Annotated in this window: 14 protein-coding genes and 1 pseudogene; 1 reads left to right on the forward strand and 14 read right to left on the reverse strand. The window is 68.6% G+C overall.

Annotation, left to right across the window (positions count from 1 at the left end; all coding sequences use genetic code 11):
• Positions 1–2: 2 nt before the first annotated feature.
• The 4 genes from AC3ANW_RS07705 to AC3ANW_RS07720 are packed head-to-tail and all read right to left on the reverse strand — an operon-like array spanning position 3 to position 4,652.
• Positions 3–908, reverse strand: coding sequence for an ABC transporter permease (locus AC3ANW_RS07705; protein ID WP_488344598.1), 906 nt, complete (start codon positions 906–908; stop codon positions 3–5).
• An 11-nt stretch (positions 909–919) separates the two neighbouring features.
• A complete protein-coding gene (locus AC3ANW_RS07710) occupies positions 920–1,906 on the reverse strand; it encodes an ABC transporter permease (protein ID WP_488344599.1) in 987 nt (328 codons plus the stop codon).
• Positions 1,903–3,591, reverse strand: coding sequence for a rhodanese-like domain-containing protein (locus AC3ANW_RS07715; protein WP_488344600.1), 1,689 nt, complete (start codon positions 3,589–3,591; stop codon positions 1,903–1,905). The genes AC3ANW_RS07710 and AC3ANW_RS07715 overlap by 4 nt, the downstream gene beginning before the upstream one ends.
• A 38-nt stretch (positions 3,592–3,629) precedes the next feature.
• A complete protein-coding gene (locus AC3ANW_RS07720; protein WP_488344601.1) occupies positions 3,630–4,652 on the reverse strand; it encodes a tripartite tricarboxylate transporter substrate binding protein in 1,023 nt (340 codons plus the stop codon).
• Between the two features lie 232 nt (positions 4,653–4,884).
• On the opposite strand from AC3ANW_RS07720, the pseudogene AC3ANW_RS07725 reads away from it, so the two are divergent.
• Positions 4,885–6,462 (forward strand): annotated as a pseudogene (locus AC3ANW_RS07725) (rhodanese-like domain-containing protein); the annotation flags it as partial.
• A gap of 29 nt (positions 6,463–6,491) precedes the next feature.
• Here AC3ANW_RS07725 and metC read toward each other — a convergent pair.
• From metC to AC3ANW_RS07775, 10 genes are read right to left on the reverse strand one after another with little or no spacing between them, the layout of a single operon-like run.
• Positions 6,492–7,715 (reverse strand): cystathionine beta-lyase, encoded by a 1,224-nt coding sequence (gene metC, locus AC3ANW_RS07730; RefSeq protein ID WP_488344602.1) that lies wholly within the window; start codon positions 7,713–7,715, stop codon positions 6,492–6,494.
• Entirely contained in the window at positions 7,712–8,362 is a 651-nt protein-coding gene (locus AC3ANW_RS07735) for a cysteine dioxygenase family protein (protein ID WP_488344603.1), read from the reverse strand. The genes metC and AC3ANW_RS07735 overlap by 4 nt, the downstream gene beginning before the upstream one ends.
• A 28-nt stretch (positions 8,363–8,390) precedes the next feature.
• The gene (locus AC3ANW_RS07740; protein WP_488344604.1) at positions 8,391–9,227 is read right to left on the reverse strand and encodes an amino acid ABC transporter ATP-binding protein; all 837 of its coding nucleotides are present in this window, start codon (positions 9,225–9,227) and stop codon (positions 8,391–8,393) included.
• Positions 9,214–10,038, reverse strand: a complete 825-nt coding sequence (locus tag AC3ANW_RS07745; protein ID WP_488344605.1) for an amino acid ABC transporter permease — start codon at positions 10,036–10,038, stop codon at positions 9,214–9,216. Before AC3ANW_RS07745 ends, AC3ANW_RS07740 begins: the two co-directional genes overlap by 14 nt.
• The gene (locus AC3ANW_RS07750) at positions 10,028–10,771 is read right to left on the reverse strand and encodes an amino acid ABC transporter permease (protein ID WP_488344606.1); all 744 of its coding nucleotides are present in this window, start codon (positions 10,769–10,771) and stop codon (positions 10,028–10,030) included. The genes AC3ANW_RS07745 and AC3ANW_RS07750 overlap by 11 nt, the downstream gene beginning before the upstream one ends.
• Positions 10,768–12,036: an aminotransferase class I/II-fold pyridoxal phosphate-dependent enzyme gene (locus AC3ANW_RS07755; protein ID WP_488344607.1), complete on the reverse strand. Its 1,269-nt coding sequence runs from the start codon at positions 12,034–12,036 to the stop codon at positions 10,768–10,770. Before AC3ANW_RS07755 ends, AC3ANW_RS07750 begins: the two co-directional genes overlap by 4 nt.
• Positions 12,033–13,496, reverse strand: a complete 1,464-nt coding sequence (locus tag AC3ANW_RS07760) for an FAD-binding oxidoreductase (RefSeq protein ID WP_488344608.1) — start codon at positions 13,494–13,496, stop codon at positions 12,033–12,035. Before AC3ANW_RS07760 ends, AC3ANW_RS07755 begins: the two co-directional genes overlap by 4 nt.
• An 8-nt stretch (positions 13,497–13,504) precedes the next feature.
• Entirely contained in the window at positions 13,505–14,341 is an 837-nt protein-coding gene (locus AC3ANW_RS07765; RefSeq protein ID WP_488344609.1) for a transporter substrate-binding domain-containing protein, read from the reverse strand.
• A gap of 4 nt (positions 14,342–14,345) precedes the next feature.
• Complete coding sequence (locus AC3ANW_RS07770) at positions 14,346–15,209, reverse strand: transporter substrate-binding domain-containing protein (RefSeq protein WP_488344610.1); 864 nt, start codon at positions 15,207–15,209, stop codon at positions 14,346–14,348.
• Positions 15,206–16,048 carry a transporter substrate-binding domain-containing protein gene (locus AC3ANW_RS07775; protein ID WP_488344611.1) on the reverse strand — a complete coding sequence of 281 codons (843 nt, stop codon included), beginning with the start codon at positions 16,046–16,048 and terminating at the stop codon, positions 15,206–15,208. The genes AC3ANW_RS07770 and AC3ANW_RS07775 overlap by 4 nt, the downstream gene beginning before the upstream one ends.
• Positions 16,049–16,246: the final 198 nt, after the last annotated feature.

Here is a 16,246-nt window from a genome sequence, read left to right on the forward strand (position 1 = left end):
TCCTAACGTCCGCGCAGGCGCGGGTTGAGTGCATCGTTCAGGCCGTCGCCGACCAGGTTCAGGGCGAGCACCGTCAGCACGATGGCCGCACCGGGCAGCGCGGTCAGGTACCAGGCGGTGCGCAGCAGTTCGCGACCGTCGCCGATCATGCTGCCCCACGAAACCGCGTTGGGGTCGCCCATGCCCAGGAAGGACAGCGCCGACTCGATGAGGATCGCGCTGGCCACCAGCACCGAGCTGGTGACGATGACCGGCGGAAGTGCATTGGGCAGCATTTCCTGCAGCACGATGCGCAGGTGGCCGGAACCCTGGGCCCGTGCGGCCAGCACGAATTCGGTCTCGCGCAGGGTGCGGAACTCGGCCCGCACCAGCCGGGCGATGACCGGCCATGAAGCCAGTCCGATGGCCGTCACGATGACCGGCACCGACGGCTGGCCGATGGCCACCACCACGATCACCAGCAGGAAGGTCGGGATGGTCTGGAACAGTTCGGTCACCCGCACCAGCAAGTCGTCGACCGCGCCGCCGAAGTAGCCCGCGGTCGCACCGACCACGATGCCGATGCCCAGGTTCAACAGCGCTGCGACCACACCGACCGCCAGCGAAACCCGCGCACCGTGTGCGATGCCGGCGGCCACGTTGCGGCCCAGCGAATCGCTGCCCAGGGGAAAGGCCGCGTTCTCGAAAGGCCACAGCAGCGGCGAAGCCACCATGTCCAGCGGATCGCCCGGGAACAGCCAGGGCGCGGCCAGTGCCAGTGCGGCGACGGCGGCCAGCAGCACCAGGCCGGCCATCGCGGACGGGTTGCGCAGGAAGGCGCGCAGCGCGGCATTGGGCCGGCGCGGGGCGGCAATCGCAGGGATGGCGGCCGGCGGCGCAGCCAGCCTGTCTTCGAAGGGGACGGACATCGGCGGAAGCCTCAACGTTGATGGATGCGGGGATCGAGCGCCGCATGCAGCAGGTCGACCAGCAGGTTGGCGACGATCACCAGCAATGACGACATCAGCAGGATGCCCAGCAGCACGGTGTAGTCGCGCGCCATCACCGACTCGAAGGTGAGCCGTCCGAGGCCGGGCCAGTTGAAGACGGTCTCGACCACCACCGCGCCACCCAGCAGCGTGCCGAAATGCATGCCGGCGACCGTGGTCACCGGCAAGAGCGCATTGCGCAGCACATGGCGGAAGGTGACGGCCAGCGGATGCAGGCCCTTGGCACGGGCGGTACGCACGAAATCCTGGCGCGCCACTTCCAGCATCGAAGCACGGGTCAGCCGCGAAAAGATGGCGATGTAGAAACCCGCCATCGCCAGCGCCGGCAGGACCAGGTGGCGGGCCTTGTCGGCCACCAGCGCCCAGCCGTGCAGCGTGACGCCGATGGTGCCGCTGCCGCCGGTGGGCAGCCAGCCCAGGTGCACCGAGAACAGCACGATGGCCATCAGCCCGAGCCAGAAACCCGGCACCGAATACAGCAGCAGCGCGACCAGGGACAACACCCGGTCAGGCCAGCGGCCGGCAAAACCCGCCATCGCCGTGCCCAGCAGCACACCCGCCGCCAGCGCTCCGCCCAGGGCGGTGAACATCAGCAGAAGGGTGTTGCCCAGCCGTGCGCCGATGAGTTCGGTGACCGGCAGGTTGTAGCGCGGAGAGGTGCCCAGGCTGAAATGCGCCAGGTGGTTCAGGTAATTGCCGAACTGCTGCACCACCGGCTGGTCCAGCCCGAAATGGCTGCGGATCTGCGCCATGCTTTCGGCAGTGGCAGATCCCGATTCCGCGGCGATCACATCGGCCGCATCCCCTGGCACCAGTTGCAACAGGCAGAAATTGACCACCAGCAGCGCAATGATCGTCGGCAGCGCCTGCCAGGCCGTGCGGCCCAGTTGGCGCGCGATGCGCAGCGGACCACTCATGCGGCGGCCCGCGCCCTTGCCTGCGTGGGTGTGCCTGGCGGCAGGCGGAAGGTCGCCAGTTCGTCGGCGGTGCATTGCGCCAGCAGGCCGGTTTCCCATTCGAGGTAACGACGCGCGGCGTCCAGGTTGCCGTCGTGGCGGTCATGCACGAACAGCAGGTAGTCGATGGCGTGCGCGTCGGTAGGCGATTGCGGTGTCGCATCGCTGGGCCAGCCAGCCTCGGCGGCTTGCGCGGCCAGTACGGCGGACACGTCGGTCCAGCCGGCTTCGTGCAGGTCGAGGGCCGCCAGTGCGGCGACATCGGGTTCGTCGAACACGAACAGCACCGACCGCGCGGTGTCGCCCTGCGTGGCCTTGCGTACATCGGCCACCAGGCGCGGGCGGATGCTCCACAGGGCGCCCCGCGGATGGCCGCGCCGGTGGATTTGCGAGCCCCGCAGGTCGACCAGCAGCGGTGGCGTACGGCCGTCGGTGCCGGCCCGGATGGCGGCCAGTTCGGCGGTATGCCGCAGCGGCAGAGGCGTCGGCTGGAACCGGCGCTGTTTCGGCAGCGACAGGCGCGCGGCGATGCCGCCTTCTACCAGCGCGGCGTCGAAACCCAGGCGACGCAGCCACAGCGCCACCAGCGGCGCGCGCACGTTGTCGTCGTCCAGCACCAGCACCCGGCTGCCGCGCACGCCGATGGAAAGGTCGGTGGCCTGCAGCAGCTGGCCGCCCGGCGCGCTGACCGAGCCCGCCAGGTGGCCGGCCTTGAACTCGGCGGCGGTACGAACGTCCACTGCGTAGGTGGTGCGATGCGCGTCGTCGACCCAGGCCTGGGCCGCGGCGACGGCCAGTGTCGCGACACCCTCGCGTCGGGCGGCGGTCTCGGCGTCGATGCGGGCGGCTTCACGGGCCGCGGCGTCGGGTGCGTCGGGCAGCTTCCGGTCGCTGCCGTGTTCGAGTGCGAAACCTGCCAGTGCCCAGCCCTGCGTACCGTTCTCCAGAGCGATCACCGGGTTGGGCAGACCCAGGTCGCGCAATATCTGCGCGCCGACGATGCTGCGGGTGCGGCCTGCGCAGTGCACCACGATCGGCACCGTGTCGTTCGGCACCACGCTGCGCCAGCGCAGGGGCAGTTCGCCGTTGGGCACCGGCAGGGCGCCGGGGATGGTCATCTTGCGGTGCTCTTCGAGCGTGCGGCCGTCCAGCAGCACCAGCGGTTCGCCCGACTGTTGGCGGGCTTTCAGTTCCGAAGCCGAGATATGCGGCACATGCCAGGCGATTTCGGCCTGTTCACCGAAAGTCTTCGACGGCAGGTTGACGCCTTTGAACAGGGCCGCCCCGGTGCCTGGCCAGGTCGCCACGCCGCCCGCCAGCTGGTGGACGCCGCTGTAGCCCAGTGCCCGCAGCCGGGCGGCGGCGCGCTCGGCCAGATGGCTGTCGTCTCCGTTGTCCAGCAGCACGATGCGCGTGTCGAGCCGTGGCACCAGTCGGCCGATGTCGAGCTCGAGCCGGCTATAGGGCAACGACACCGCCAGGAAGGGATGGCCTTCGCCGTATTCGCCATGCTCACGCACGTCTAGCAGGGCGATTTCGGTGCCGTCCTGCAGCCAGCGGCGCAGGTCGGCCGCCTTCACGGTGCGCGGTTCGACCGGGGTCGGGACGCGGGGGACGGAGCGGGTCTGGGTGACGGTGGTGGGCATGGTGTTTCGCCTGTTGGGCCTGGTTGGGTTGGCAGGGTTCAGCGCAGCGAGATGCCCGCCGTCTTGATGGCCTGGGAATAACGCGGGCGTTCCACACGCAGGCTGCCGGCCAGTTCGGCCGGGCTGCCGCCGGCAACCTTGAAGCCCATGTCTTCCAGCTTGGCGCGGATGTCCGGGGCACGCAACACCGAGGCGATGTCGCGGTTGATCTTGTCGACGATGGGCTGCGGGGTGCCCGCCGGCGCAAAGAAGCCTTGCCAGCTTTCCACCGCGAAACCCGGCAGGCCGGCTTCTGCCATCGTCGGCACGTCGGGCAATGCGGGCGAGCGATAGGGCGTGGTCACGGCCAGCGCACGCAGCTTGCCGGCACGCACGTATTCGGTGACGGCCGCCAGGGTGATCAGAGTGGCGTTGGTGTGGCCGGCCAGCACGTCCAGCGTGGCCGGGCCACCGCCCGGGTAGGGGATGTAGTTGACCTTGGCGCCCGTCTGCTGGGTGATGATTTCATGCGCCACGTGGGCGATGCCGCCGTTGCCCGGCAGGCCCAGGCTGATGGACTCTGGCTGGGACTTGGCGCGGGCCAGATAGTCGGCAAAGGTCTTGATGCCGGTGTCGGGGTTGACCACCAGGATCTGCGGGTTGACCACCGCCTTGATGACCGGCACGAAAGCCCGGTCGGTGTCGTAGGGCAGGTCGCGGTAGAGGATGGAATTGAGGGTCAGGCCCTCGCCCTGTTCCATCAGCGTATAGCCGTCGGCCGGCGCCCGGGCGACACGGGTGGCGCCGATGGTGCCGCTGGCGCCCACCACGTTCTCGACCACCACCGCCTGGGCCCATTTCTCGGTCAGCTTTTCGGCTACCAGACGGGTGAGTTTGTCGGCGCTGCCGCCGGCCGCCACCGGCACCACGATCTTCACCGGCTTGTTGGGAAAGCTCGCCACATCGGGCTGGGCATAGACCCACAGGCCCTGCAGCAGCACCAGGCCGGTGAGCAGGTTGCGGGCGATGTTGCGCAGCTTGAAGGGTGCTGCTGGCTGAGGCGGGCGCTGGGCGATGTGCATGGGATATCCGGAAGTTCAGGGGCAGAAGACGAATGCCCGATGGACCGGAATCTAGAAGCCGCAACCGTCCGCGCCAACGAACGAGTCCGGATATGCATGCACGAAAAAGTTCGTGGCCCGCGTCTGTCGTGCGGCCTAGCCTGCGGCTCCCTTCACCGAACTTCTTCGCCCGCCGGAGCTGCCCATGAGCCTGACCGAATCCTTGATATCCGCGACCTTTTCACCCGCCACGCTGTCGCCGCAGGACTTGAAGTCGGCGCTGTTCGACGGCCATGAAATCGCCGTGCTCGACGTGCGCGAAACCGGTGTCTTCACCCACCGCCACATCCTCTTCGCCACGTCTGCGCCGCTTTGGCGCCTGGAGGTGCTGATCGACCGCCTGGTGCCCCGGCGGGACACCCGCATCGTGCTGGTCGACGCCGACGAATCGCTGGCGCACGAGGCCGCGGAAAAGCTGTCCCGCCTGGGCTGGCGCAACCTGTCGGTGCTGAAAGGCGGCACCGACGGCTGGGCTGCCGCAGGCTTCGAGATATTTACCGGCAGCAACGTTCCCAGCAAGGCCTTCGGCGAAGTCATCGAGCATGAGAAACACACGCCCTGGGTATCGGTCGAAGATCTGCACGAGCGCATCGAACGCGGCGACAACCTGGTGGTGGTCGACAGCCGGACGCCCGAAGAATTCGCCGACTTCAGCCTGCCTTTCGCCCACAGCCTGCCGGGCGCCGAACTGGTCTACCGCATCGGCGAGATCGCGCCCGACCCGAACACGCTGGTGGTCGTCAACTGCGCCGGCCGCACCCGCAGCATCGTGGGTGCGCAGACGCTGATCGATGCAGGCATCCCCAACCCGGTGGTGTCCCTGAAGGACGGCACCATGGCCTGGCTGCTGGCCGGCAAGAAGCTGGCTTACGGCCGCACAGCGCCGCTGCCCGAGCCCGGAGAAAAGGCCCTGGCCGATGCCCGCTCGCAGGCGGCGGCCGTGGCCCGGCGAGCCGGCGTACGCCGTATCGACGCGGCGCAACTGGCCGCTTTCGAGGCCGAGGCAGGCAAACGCTCGCTCTATCGTTTCGACATCCGCAGCCGCGAGGAATACCGCGCCGGCCACCTGGACGGCTGGCGCTGGGCACCCGGCGGCCAACTGGTGCAGGCCACCGACGAGTACCTGGCCACCCGCCGTTCGCGCATCGTGCTGGCCGACTGGGACGGCGTGCGGGCCCTGACCACCGGCGCCTGGCTGGCGCAACTGGGCGGGCACGAGGTGTTTGTGTTCGCACCGGCCGCCGACAGCGAACTGATCGTCGGTCCGGAGCCGGTGAAAGTGCTGCCCGGACGCGGCCCGGCGCGGCTGGTGTCGGTGCAGCAGGCCGCCGGCTTGCTGTCCGCCGGCGCCGCGCATCTGTTCGATGTGGACAGGCGTGCCGCCTTCGAAAAGCGGCATGCGCAGGGTGCGCGCTTCAGCGTGCCGGACCGTCTGGAGACGTTCGTGGCCGCCTTGCCGGCCGGCCATGCCGTGCTGCTGACATCACCGGACGGCGTGCTGGCGCGGGTGGTGGCGGCCGAACTGGCCCTGCGTTCGGGCCGCGATGTGCGGGCGCTGGTCGGCGGCACCGACGCATGGGTGGCCGCCGGCTTGCCGGTCGAGACCGGTGCCGAAGGTGTGCTGAGCGGCGACGACGACCACTGGTTCAGCCCCTATCACCACGCGGACCTGGGCTTGCGGGACGCCGGCTTCCGCGCCTACCTTTCCTGGGAGCTGGGCCTGGTGGAGCAGTTGGAGAGGGAAGGGGAGACGGGTATCCGCCTGGTCTGACGGCGATCTGCCGGGGTGTCGCGACAGGCTCAATGAATATCAAGGCATTTGTGAGTCGCGACCTCCAGCGAGCGGGATATGTCCACAAGCAGATCAGAGACATCCTCCAGGCCGATATGCAGTCGCACCACCGGCACGCCCGGCTTCGAATAGTAGGAATGCTCCGCCAGGCGCTCCGGCGCAGCAATCAGGGCAAGGCTCTCATACCCGCCCCAGGAAGCGCCGATCCCGAACAGCTTCAGGGAATCCACGAACACCTCGGCCTGTCGCGCATCGATCCCGGCAGCGAATGAAAACGAAACCAGGCCGCTCGCCCCTGAATAATCCCGCTTCCACAACGCATGCCCCGGATGCGATGGCAAGGCGGGATAAAACACGCGGTCCACGGCCGCATGCGACTGCAGATGCAGCGCCACCTCCGTTGCATTGACCTGGTGCTGGGCCAGCCGCACCGGCAGGGTCCGAATGCCCCGCAACACCAACGAAGCATCGTCGGCCCCCACCGTCAGGCCCAGCGCCTCATAAGCCGTGCCGACGATGCCCGACAGACGCGCATTGCCGGTCACCACCACGCCCTGCATGACATCCGAATGGCCCGCCAGGTATTTGGTCGCCGCCTGGATCGAGATGTCCGCGCCCAGCGACAGGGGCTGGTAGAACCATCCGCCGCTCCAGGTGTTGTCGACCGCCACCGTCACGCCCCTTGCATGGGCGACGGCCGAAAGTGCCGGCAGGTCCAGCACCTCGTACAGCAGCGAGCTCGGCGATTCCAGGTACAGCAGCCGGGTCTCCGGCCGGATCAGGGCCGCCAGGTCGTCCTGCGACGGTGAAAAATATTCCAGCGTGATGCCCAGGCCCTTGAGCAGCGTGGCGTCCACCCGGCGCACCGGCGAATACACGCTGTCGGCCACCAGCGCATGGTCGCCGGGCTTCAGCAGGGCCAGCAGCACCAGGGTGATGGCCGACAGGCCCGAGGGCGTAAGGAATGCGCGGTGTCCGCCCTCCAGCCCCAGCACCGCGTCTTCCAGCGCGCGGTGGGTGTCCAGCCCGTGGCGGCCGTAGGTGGCCAGGCGTTCACCTGCGGCGCGGCGGTGATGATGTTCCGCATGCGCCTGCACGTTGGCGAACCTCACCGTGCTGGTCCTCACCACCGGCACATTGACCGGTCCGGATCCGTCGCGCAGTGCGGGCGCGCCCGCATGCAGCAGCCGGGTGCTCGGCCGCAGGGCGATGTTCGACTCGGCGCCGCTCATGCCGCAGCCTCCTCGCTGGGTTTCATCTGGGTGGCGTTGTAGTTGACGACGGCTCCGGTGTCGGGATCGATGCCGATTCGGCCGGTCAGGGTTTCCAGCGGGCGGCCGTAGAGGTGGAAATGCAGGGTGGGTTTGTCGCCTGTGACGTGGATGCTGTGAACGTCCTGCGGCAAAAATGCGATGGGCGTGCCGGGCTCGACGGTGACCTCGCGGTCGACGGCCAGATGGATCACCTGCGGGTCGCTGGCGTTGCCGACGCGGCGATAGACGCGATTGAATTCCTGTCCCTCGATGGCCACGATGACCGCCCAGGTGTCGTGGTTGTGCGGGATGGTTTTCTTGCCCGGATTGATGGAGTTCAGGTACAGCGCGATGTCGCCGTCGCCGTCCGACGGGTTGAGGCGATAACGTGTCGAGGCTCCGACTCCGGCGTCTGCCGCAGGCGGCGGAAAGTCGGCGCGGCTGAAGAGTTCGGGGCGATCGGCCAGGGCGGACAGCCGGGCGGCGACCTGGGTCAGCGCCGCGCGGTCGACGGGTTGCGACTTCACCAGTTGGCGGATGTCGGCCAGGGCTTCGGCGACCGCGGCGCGGCGCGATTCGGCGTAGGCACTGATGGAGGGAGCGGTAGCAGTGGCAGCGGATGTCATCGTGGTCTCCAGTAAAAAATCGACGGGGTCAGTAAGAAAAACGCACCTGGCCGAACGCGACGCCGGCAAAGGCCGGATCGGCGACCGGCGGCCGGCGGGCGTGATCGCCCAGCGCACGATGCAGGAAGGCGCGGGTGCGTTCGTGGCCCGGGTTTTTGAACAGTTGCGCGGGCGGCCCGTGTTCGACGATTCGGCCGGCCTCGGTGAAGTACACCGCGTCGCTGACCTCTTCGGCAAAACGCATCTCGTGGGTGACCAGCACGCAGGTCAGCCCTTCGTCGACCAGTTCGCGTATGACGGTCAGCACCTCGCCGACGGTCTCCGGGTCCAGCGCGGAAGTGACTTCGTCGAACAGCATGAGTTCGGGCCGCATGGCCAGCGCACGGGCGATGGCCACGCGCTGCTGCTGGCCGCCGGACAGTTCGCCGGGGTAGGCGTTTTCCTTGTGGCCCAGCCGCACCTTGTCGAGCAGGCGGCGGGCTTCGGCGGTCGCCTCCGCGCGGTCGCGGCCGTTGACGCGGGTCGGTGCGATGACCAGGTTTTCCAGCACGGTGAGATGCGGGAAAAGGTTGTATTGCTGGAACACGAAACCCACCCGCTTGCGCAGGGCAATGAGCGAGGTCTCGCTGCGCTGCCGGTCGACGCGGGTGTCGGCGACGCGGATCTCGCCGCGCTGCGGCCGTAACAGCCCGGTCAGGCAGCGCAGCAGGCTGGACTTTCCCGAGCCGGACGGCCCGATGACGGATACGGCCTGGCCGCGCCGCACGTCCAGGTCGATGCCTCTGAGCACGGCGTTGGCTCCGAAGGAAAGGTGCACGTCGCGCAGTTCCACCAGCGGCGGCGACGGGTTTTCAGTGACGGTCATGGCGGCGCTCCAGTGCGCGGGTGGCACGTGCGATGGGGTAGCAGTAGGCGAAGAACAGCAGCAGCAGGCTGAGGTAGACCAGCACGGTGAAGTCGGTGCGGGCCACGGTGTTGCTGGCGACCTGTGCGGTGTCGACCAGGTCGTGCACGCCGACCAGCGAGGCGAGCGAGGTGCTCATGGTGATGCTGGCGTACAGGTTCATCCACGGCGGCAGCATGCGGCGCACGCACTGCGGCAGCACCACCAGCCGGAACACCTGGCTGCGACGGAAAGCCAGCGACTGGGCGGCTTCCCACTGGGCGGAGGGGATGGACTGGATGGCACCCCGGAAGATCTCCGCCACGTTGGCGCTGGCCGGCAGCGCCAGGCCCAGCACCACCTTGATCCAGTCCGGGAAGGGGAAGGTCCAGGACACCAGCCGGATCTCGAACGGAAACACGTAGGTGGTGAAGTAGATCAACACCAGGATCGGCGCGTTGCGGAACGCCAGCACGTACCAGCGCACCGCCAGCCGCACCCAGGCCGCGGGCGACAGCGCCAGGGCGCCGATCACCAGTCCGCCGGCGGTGCCGAGGGCGATGGCCAGCACGCTGATCTCGATGTTGACCAGCAGGCCGCGCAGCAGCACCGGCGACCAGGTCCACAGGTGCCGGAAGGCGGCGGGTGTGCCGTCGCCGACCCGCCAGTAGAGCAGCAGCAGGGCGACCGCGGCCGCGCCGACGAGCCATGGGTTGAGCAGCGTTGCGGCCCAGCCCGGGCGGGTTTCTGGTGGCGCTTCGGCCCGGGCCGGCAATGTCAGGTCAGCGGCCATAACCGGGCATCCTCAGGCGCTGTTCCAGCTGCCGGCCGGCCAGAGAAACCAGCCAGGTCAGCAGGCCGAAATACAGCAGGATCAGCAGCAGCAATTCGAGCACGTTGTCGCGCTGCGTCCAGATCATGATCGACTCGTAGGTGACGTCGCCGACCGCGATGGCCGAGGCGACGGCCGTCATCTTCACCAGGTCCACCAGATTGTTCACCAGGGCGGGCAGCGAGAAACGCACGGCCAGCGGAAGCTCCACCCGCCACAGCAGTTGCGAACGCGAGAAGCCCAGCGAGCGGGCGGCTTCGAGCGTGACGGCGGGCACGGCCTGGATGCCGGCGCGCAAGGCCTCGGCATGGAAGGCCGCCTTGTGCAGAGACACCACGATCACCACCCAGACGAAGGGCGTCAGCGGGTTGCCGCCGTGGCTTTGCAGCTGCTGGCTGATCAGCATGTTCAGGACCAGGAAGGCGCAGTAGAGCTGGACCAGCGTGGGTGTATTGCGTGTCACTTCCACGAAGGCGCGGGCCGGGCCGGCGAGCCAGGGTCGGTGCGACGTCAGCCCGGCGGCCACCACCACACCCGCGGCCAGGCTGCAGGGAATGGTCGCCAGGCACAGCTGCAGGGTGACCCACAGGCCGTGCAGGAACGCGCCGCGTTCGCTGGCATCGAGCACGAAGCTGTAGTTCAGGCCGAAGGTCTTCAGCCAGGCCACGGCCTGAAGGGCGATGTTGTCGTTCATCCGCCCGCCGTTTCCAGCACGGTGCCGGCGGACGCCCGGCGGGCGGCCGGCTGCAGGGCCTCGACCGCCCGGCGGATGCGGCCGGCGGCATCCGCCAGCACCGCGTCGCTGGCGGCGAAGGAGATGCGGAAATAGGGCGACAGGCCGAAGGCGCCGCCGTCCACCGCCACAAGGCCCTGCGAGTCCAGCAGCCACTCCACCACGTCATGGTCGGTGGCCAGCGGACGACCGTCGGGCCGCAGCCGGCCTATGAGCCCCGCCACGTTGATGAAGGCGAAGAAAGAGCCCTGCGGTTGCCGCAGGCTCAAGCCCTCGACCGCATTGACGGCGCGGTGCACGAAGGCGGCGCGCTCGGCATAGGCCTGGCGGGCCTGGGCGACGAATGCCTGGTCGGTCGATTCCAGCGCGGCCCGCACGGCGGCCTGGGCGATGCTGTTGGGTCCGGACGATGCCTGCGACTGGATGACCGTCATCGCCTCGATCAGCCACTGCGGGCCCAGGCCGTAGCCGATGCGCCAGCCGGTCATGGCGTAGGTCTTGGATGCGCCGTTGACCAGCAGGGTGCGGGGCGCCAGCGCGGGCGCGAGGTGCAGCAGGTGGGCGGGTTCCTCCGGTGTGAACCAGATGTGTTCGTAGATCTCGTCGAGCAGCACCAGCACATGCGGATGGCGCTCGAGCACTTCGGCCAGGGCCAGCAGTTCGTCGGCCGAATAAACCGCGCCGCTGGGGTTCCCCGGCGTGTTCAGCACCAGCCAGCGGGTGTCGGGGCCGATGGCTTTTTCGAGTGCCTCGGCGCTCAGCTTGAAGCCGGTCGCTTCGGTGCAGGGCACCACCACCGGGGTGCCGTCGTTGACCAGCACCATGTCCGGGAAGGACGGCCAGTAGGGCGCCGGCAGCACGACTTCGTCACCCGGGTTCAGCGTGGCGGCGAAGGCGTTGTAGATGACCTGTTTGCCGCCGTTGCCGACGATGACCTGCTGCAGCGGGTAGTCCAGCCGGTTCTCGCGGGCGTACTTGGCGGCGATCGCCTGGCGCAGCGCGCGGGTGCCGGGCGTGGGTGTGTATTTGGTCTCTCCACGGGACAGGGCGGCGATGGCCGCCTGCTTGATGGCTTCGGGTGTGTCGAAGTCGGGTTCGCCCGAGTTCAGCGCCAGGATGTCGCGGCCCTCGGCCTTCAGGCGCACCGCGCGTTCACCGGCGGCGGCATTGGGCGACAGCTTCACACGCCGCACGCGGCTCGACAGGGCGGGTTCAAAACGGCTCATGGGTGGGTTTCCGTGATGCGGGATGGGATGGCGGCGGCGGCCGGCGACAGGGCCAGCACCTTGCCGGGGTTCAGCAGGCCCAGCGGGTCCAGCGCCTGCTTCACGCGGCGCATCAGGTCGAGTTCGACGGCACTCTTGTAGAGCGGCAACAAGTCGCGTTTGACCTGGCCGACGCCGTGTTCGGCGCTGATCGATCCGCCGTGGGCATGGGCCTGGTCGTGCACCAGCCGGTGGATGGCTTCCTCGTGGGCGAACACCTCGGCAGATGTGCCGCCCGACGGATGCGAAACGTTGTAATGCAGGTTGCCGTCGCCCAGGTGGCCGAATGCCACCGGACGCACGCCGGGGAACGCCGCCTCGAGCGCCGCGGCGGTGTCTCGAAGAAAGGCCGGAATGCGCGAAATGGGCACCGACACGTCGTGCTTGACATTGCGTCCGTCGCGCTTCTGGGCCTCGCCCAGGGCCTGGTCGCGCAGCCGCCAGAGCGCCTCGCCCTGTTCGATGGTTTCCGCCACGGCCGCGTCGGCGACGATGCCGTCCTCGAAGGCGCCGCCGACCACCGTCTCGAAACGTTCGCGGGCATGTCCGGCGCTTTCGTTGTCGCTCAGTTCGATCAGCGCATACCAGGGCTCGGAGAGGTTCGCCAGCGGTATCGGCTGCTCCGGCACATGCCGGGCGATCAGGCCCAGCGCGGTGTCCGACATCAGTTCGAAAGCCGTCAGCGATGGGCCGAAGCCGGCCCGTGCGATCGACAGGAAGGCGATGGCGTCGCCGATGCAGTGGAAGGCGAGCAGGGCGGTCTGCTGCGCCACCGGCAGCGGGTACAGCCGCAACGTGGCGGCGGTGATGATGCCCAGCGTGCCTTCGCTGCCGATGTAGAGGTCGCGCAGGGCGTAACCGGTGTTGTTCTTTCGCAGGCCCGACAGCGACCGCCAGATCTCGCCTTCCGCCGTCACCACCTCGATGCCGAGTGTCAGCTCCCGCGTATTGCCATAGCGCAGCACCTGCGTGCCGCCGGCGTTGGTGCCCAGGTTGCCGCCCACGGTGCAGCTGCCTTCGGAACCCAGGCTGAGCGGAAACAGCCGTCCGGCGTCGGTCGCGGCCTGCTGCACGGCGGCCAGCACACAACCGGCCTGCACGGTGATAGTGTCGTTGTCGGTATCCACCGCCAGCACCCGGTTCAACCGCGCGAGCGACAGCAGCACCGCGCCGCCGTCGGCCTGCGGCGTGGCGGCGCCCACCAGGCCGGTGTTGCCGCCCTGCGCCACGATGGGCGTGCGGTGTTCGCGGCACAGGCGCACCACCCGGGCCACCTGTTCGGTGTCGGCCGGCCGGACCACGGCCAGCGCACGGCCGGTGAGCCGCCGGTGCTGGTCGGTGAGATAGGGCGCGGCGTCGTCGCCGGTCAGCACCTGGCTGTCGCCGACGATGTGGCGCAGGGCCGTGAGCAGGTCAGACATCGGCGGCCTCAGGCGGGAAGTTTCGAGAACTTGTCGTGCAGCTGGTGCAGCAGCGGCGTCGGTGTCATGCCGTTCTGTTTCTCGACCTCGATCAGCCAGCCGCTGCGGTGCCATTGCTGCACGATGCGGTCGAGCGCGGACTGGATGTCCGACTCGCCGCGCCGAACCCAGATGACGGACGGCGAAGGGATGATGTCCGAGGGCGAGACGATGGCGTAGTCCTTCCAGTCGGCGTTGTCGGCGACCAGCTCACGCAGCGTCGGGCTGACATGCACCGCGGCCACGCAATTGCCGCCCTTCAGCGCCAGCAAGGATTCGGGCTGGCCGCGGAAAGCCTTGATGACCGCGCCGTAGGTGTCGGCCAGCGGCCTGGTGAAATTGCTGCCCTGCGACACGCACACCGGTTTGCCGCGCAGGTCTTCCCAGCGTTTGATGCCGCCGGCCTTGGGTGCGATGGCTGCGCCGCCGACCTCTTCGAAGGGCGTCGGCACGAAGCTCAGGATCTCGCTGCGCTCCTGCGTCCACTGCATGTTGGCGATCAGCAGGTCGACCTTGCCCTGCTGCAGGAACTGCACCCGGTTCGACGGCTGCACCTGCACGGTCTCCACCGGCACCCCCAGGCCCTTTCCCACGCCTTCGGCCAGGGCGACGTTGTAGCCCAGGTGCCTGCCGGTCGCAGGGTCGATGGTGCCGAACGGCGGGCCGGACAGCACCACGCCGACGACGACCTTGCCGCGCTGCCGGATCTTGTCGAGGGTGGCGTCGGCATGGGCAGCGGTCGCGCCGGACAGGGCTGCGGCTGCGAGGGCCGCGGCGGCGATGCGGTTCAGGACTCGGCTTTTCATGGGGTCACTTCTGCGGCTCGAATGGCGCATGGTCGAATTGGCCCTTCAGGGCACGTTCATGGGTCTTGGCGATGTAGCCGTCGGGCACGCCGAATTTGCGGGCGGTGGCCAGCAGCAGGCCGCTGCGATGCCAGTCCTGGACGGCCTTGTCGACGAAGGCCTGAGTGTCGGTTTCCCCGCGCCGGGTCCACACCACGGTGGGCGAGGGGATCAGCTGGTCTTCGGTCGCCAGTTCGAACCCCTTCCACTCGCCGGCGCTGTCGCCGTGCAGGGTGTTGTAGAGCGCCGGCTGGATGTGGACCGACGCCGCGCAGGTGCCGCCCTTGAGCGCCAGCAGCGACTCGGGAATGCCGCGCAGGCCCTTGACGATGGCGCCGTACTGCTCCTGCAGCGGCCGCGCGAAATTGCTGCCCTGCGATACGCAGGCCACCTTGCCGCGCAGGTCTTCCCAGCGGTGGATGTTGCTGCCCCTGGCGACCATGGCGGCGCCGCCGATGAGGTCGTAGGGCGTGGGCGCGAAGCTCAATATCTCGCTGCGCTCCTGGGTCCACTGGATGTTGGCGATCAGCAGGTCGACCTTGCCGGCCTGCAGAAACTGCACCCGGGTGGCTGCGGTGACCGGCACGGTTTCCAGCGTCGCGTTCAAGCGCCTGGCGATGTCCTGGGCCAGCGTGGTCTGGTAGCCGCCGGTCTTGCCGGTGGCGGGGTCGAGCAGGCCGAAGGGCGGGCTCGGGCCGTCGATGCCGACGGCGAGTTTTCCGCGCTGCCTGATCTTGTCGAGCGTCGCGTCGGCATGGGCCGCCGACGCTGCCAGGGCCGCGGCGACCAGTGCGGCCGCCAGGCGCGCGGCGGAGCGGGCGAGTTTCATGCGGGTGCCTTGAAGCGGGCGCGCAGCTCGGGCAGCAGCGGTTGCGGCGGGGCGATGCCGATGCGTTTCTCGGTGTCGATCAGCCAGCCGCTGCGGTGCCATTCCTGCACCACCTTGTCGACCGCGGCGATGGTGTCGGTCTCCCCCTTGCGGGTCCACACCACCGACGGTGCCGGCAATATCTCTTCGGTCAGTGGCGCCTGGTAGGCGGCCCATTCAGGGTTGGTGCGCAACAGCGGATGGATCAGCGTGGAGTCGTGCACGGCGGCCACGCAGTTGCCGCCGCGCAGGGCGAGCAACGATTCGGAAGAGGTCTTGAAACCGCGCACCTGGGCGCCGTATTGCTCCTGCAAAGGTTTGGTGAAGCTGCTGCCCTGCGATGCGCAGACGGTCTTGCCGCGCAGGTCTTCCCAGCGGGCGATGCCGCTGGTCTTCAGGGTCAGCGCGGTGCCGCCGACGCGGTAGAAAGGGGTCGGCGCGTAGCCCAGGATCTCGCCGCGGTCGGGGTTGTATTCCATCGACGCGATGAGCAGGTCGACCTTGCCGGACTGCAGGAACTGCACCCGGGTGGCGGGCTGCACCTGCACCAGTTCGACTTCCGCGCCGAGGCGTCTGGCCAGGTCGCGGGCGAGTTCGGGGTTCCAGCCGATCAGTTGCTGGGTGGCGGGGTCGATGCCGCCGAACGGACCGCCGTTGACGATGACGCCGATGGCCACCTTGCCGCGCTGGTGGATCTTGTCGAGCGTGGCGTCTGCCTTCGCCGGGAGGCTGGCGCAGGCCAGGGCGACAGGCGCGAGCGTGAGCGCCAGATGGCGGGCCAGGGAGGTTCGGAAGGACATCGGGGAGCCGTCGGATGAGCTGTTGATGTGCTCATCTTCTGGTGGGCCTGCGGTTGGGCCAACTAAGGATTCCGGATATGCAAAGGCGCTGGGGGGCGCATTTGGTCATGCGGAAAACGATGGTTGGGGTGGCTTGGTGCTGCTCTCCGCTTTGCTCTGTGTTTTTCTTCTATTACTTTGAGGGGTGAGCCGCTTATG

The sequence above is a fragment of the Xylophilus sp. PBN-3R genome, assembly GCF_057747805.1.

What these genes read in the sequence shown, in the direction of transcription:
- AC3ANW_RS07705 (WP_488344598.1), bottom strand. Translation starts at nt 908, where the DNA reads ATGTCCGTCCCCTTCGAAGACAGGCTGGCTGCGCCGCCGGCCGCCATC.
- AC3ANW_RS07710 (WP_488344599.1), bottom strand. Translation starts at nt 1,906, where the DNA reads ATGAGTGGTCCGCTGCGCATCGCGCGCCAACTGGGCCGCACGGCCTGG.
- AC3ANW_RS07715 (WP_488344600.1), bottom strand. Translation starts at nt 3,591, where the DNA reads ATGCCCACCACCGTCACCCAGACCCGCTCCGTCCCCCGCGTCCCGACC.
- AC3ANW_RS07720 (WP_488344601.1), bottom strand. Translation starts at nt 4,652, where the DNA reads ATGCACATCGCCCAGCGCCCGCCTCAGCCAGCAGCACCCTTCAAGCTG.
- metC (WP_488344602.1), bottom strand. Translation starts at nt 7,715, where the DNA reads ATGAGCGGCGCCGAGTCGAACATCGCCCTGCGGCCGAGCACCCGGCTG.
- AC3ANW_RS07735 (WP_488344603.1), bottom strand. Translation starts at nt 8,362, where the DNA reads ATGACATCCGCTGCCACTGCTACCGCTCCCTCCATCAGTGCCTACGCC.
- AC3ANW_RS07740 (WP_488344604.1), bottom strand. Translation starts at nt 9,227, where the DNA reads ATGACCGTCACTGAAAACCCGTCGCCGCCGCTGGTGGAACTGCGCGAC.
- AC3ANW_RS07745 (WP_488344605.1), bottom strand. Translation starts at nt 10,038, where the DNA reads ATGGCCGCTGACCTGACATTGCCGGCCCGGGCCGAAGCGCCACCAGAA.
- AC3ANW_RS07750 (WP_488344606.1), bottom strand. Translation starts at nt 10,771, where the DNA reads ATGAACGACAACATCGCCCTTCAGGCCGTGGCCTGGCTGAAGACCTTC.
- AC3ANW_RS07755 (WP_488344607.1), bottom strand. Translation starts at nt 12,036, where the DNA reads ATGAGCCGTTTTGAACCCGCCCTGTCGAGCCGCGTGCGGCGTGTGAAG.
- AC3ANW_RS07760 (WP_488344608.1), bottom strand. Translation starts at nt 13,496, where the DNA reads ATGTCTGACCTGCTCACGGCCCTGCGCCACATCGTCGGCGACAGCCAG.
- AC3ANW_RS07765 (WP_488344609.1), bottom strand. Translation starts at nt 14,341, where the DNA reads ATGAAAAGCCGAGTCCTGAACCGCATCGCCGCCGCGGCCCTCGCAGCC.
- AC3ANW_RS07770 (WP_488344610.1), bottom strand. Translation starts at nt 15,209, where the DNA reads ATGAAACTCGCCCGCTCCGCCGCGCGCCTGGCGGCCGCACTGGTCGCC.
- AC3ANW_RS07775 (WP_488344611.1), bottom strand. Translation starts at nt 16,048, where the DNA reads ATGTCCTTCCGAACCTCCCTGGCCCGCCATCTGGCGCTCACGCTCGCG.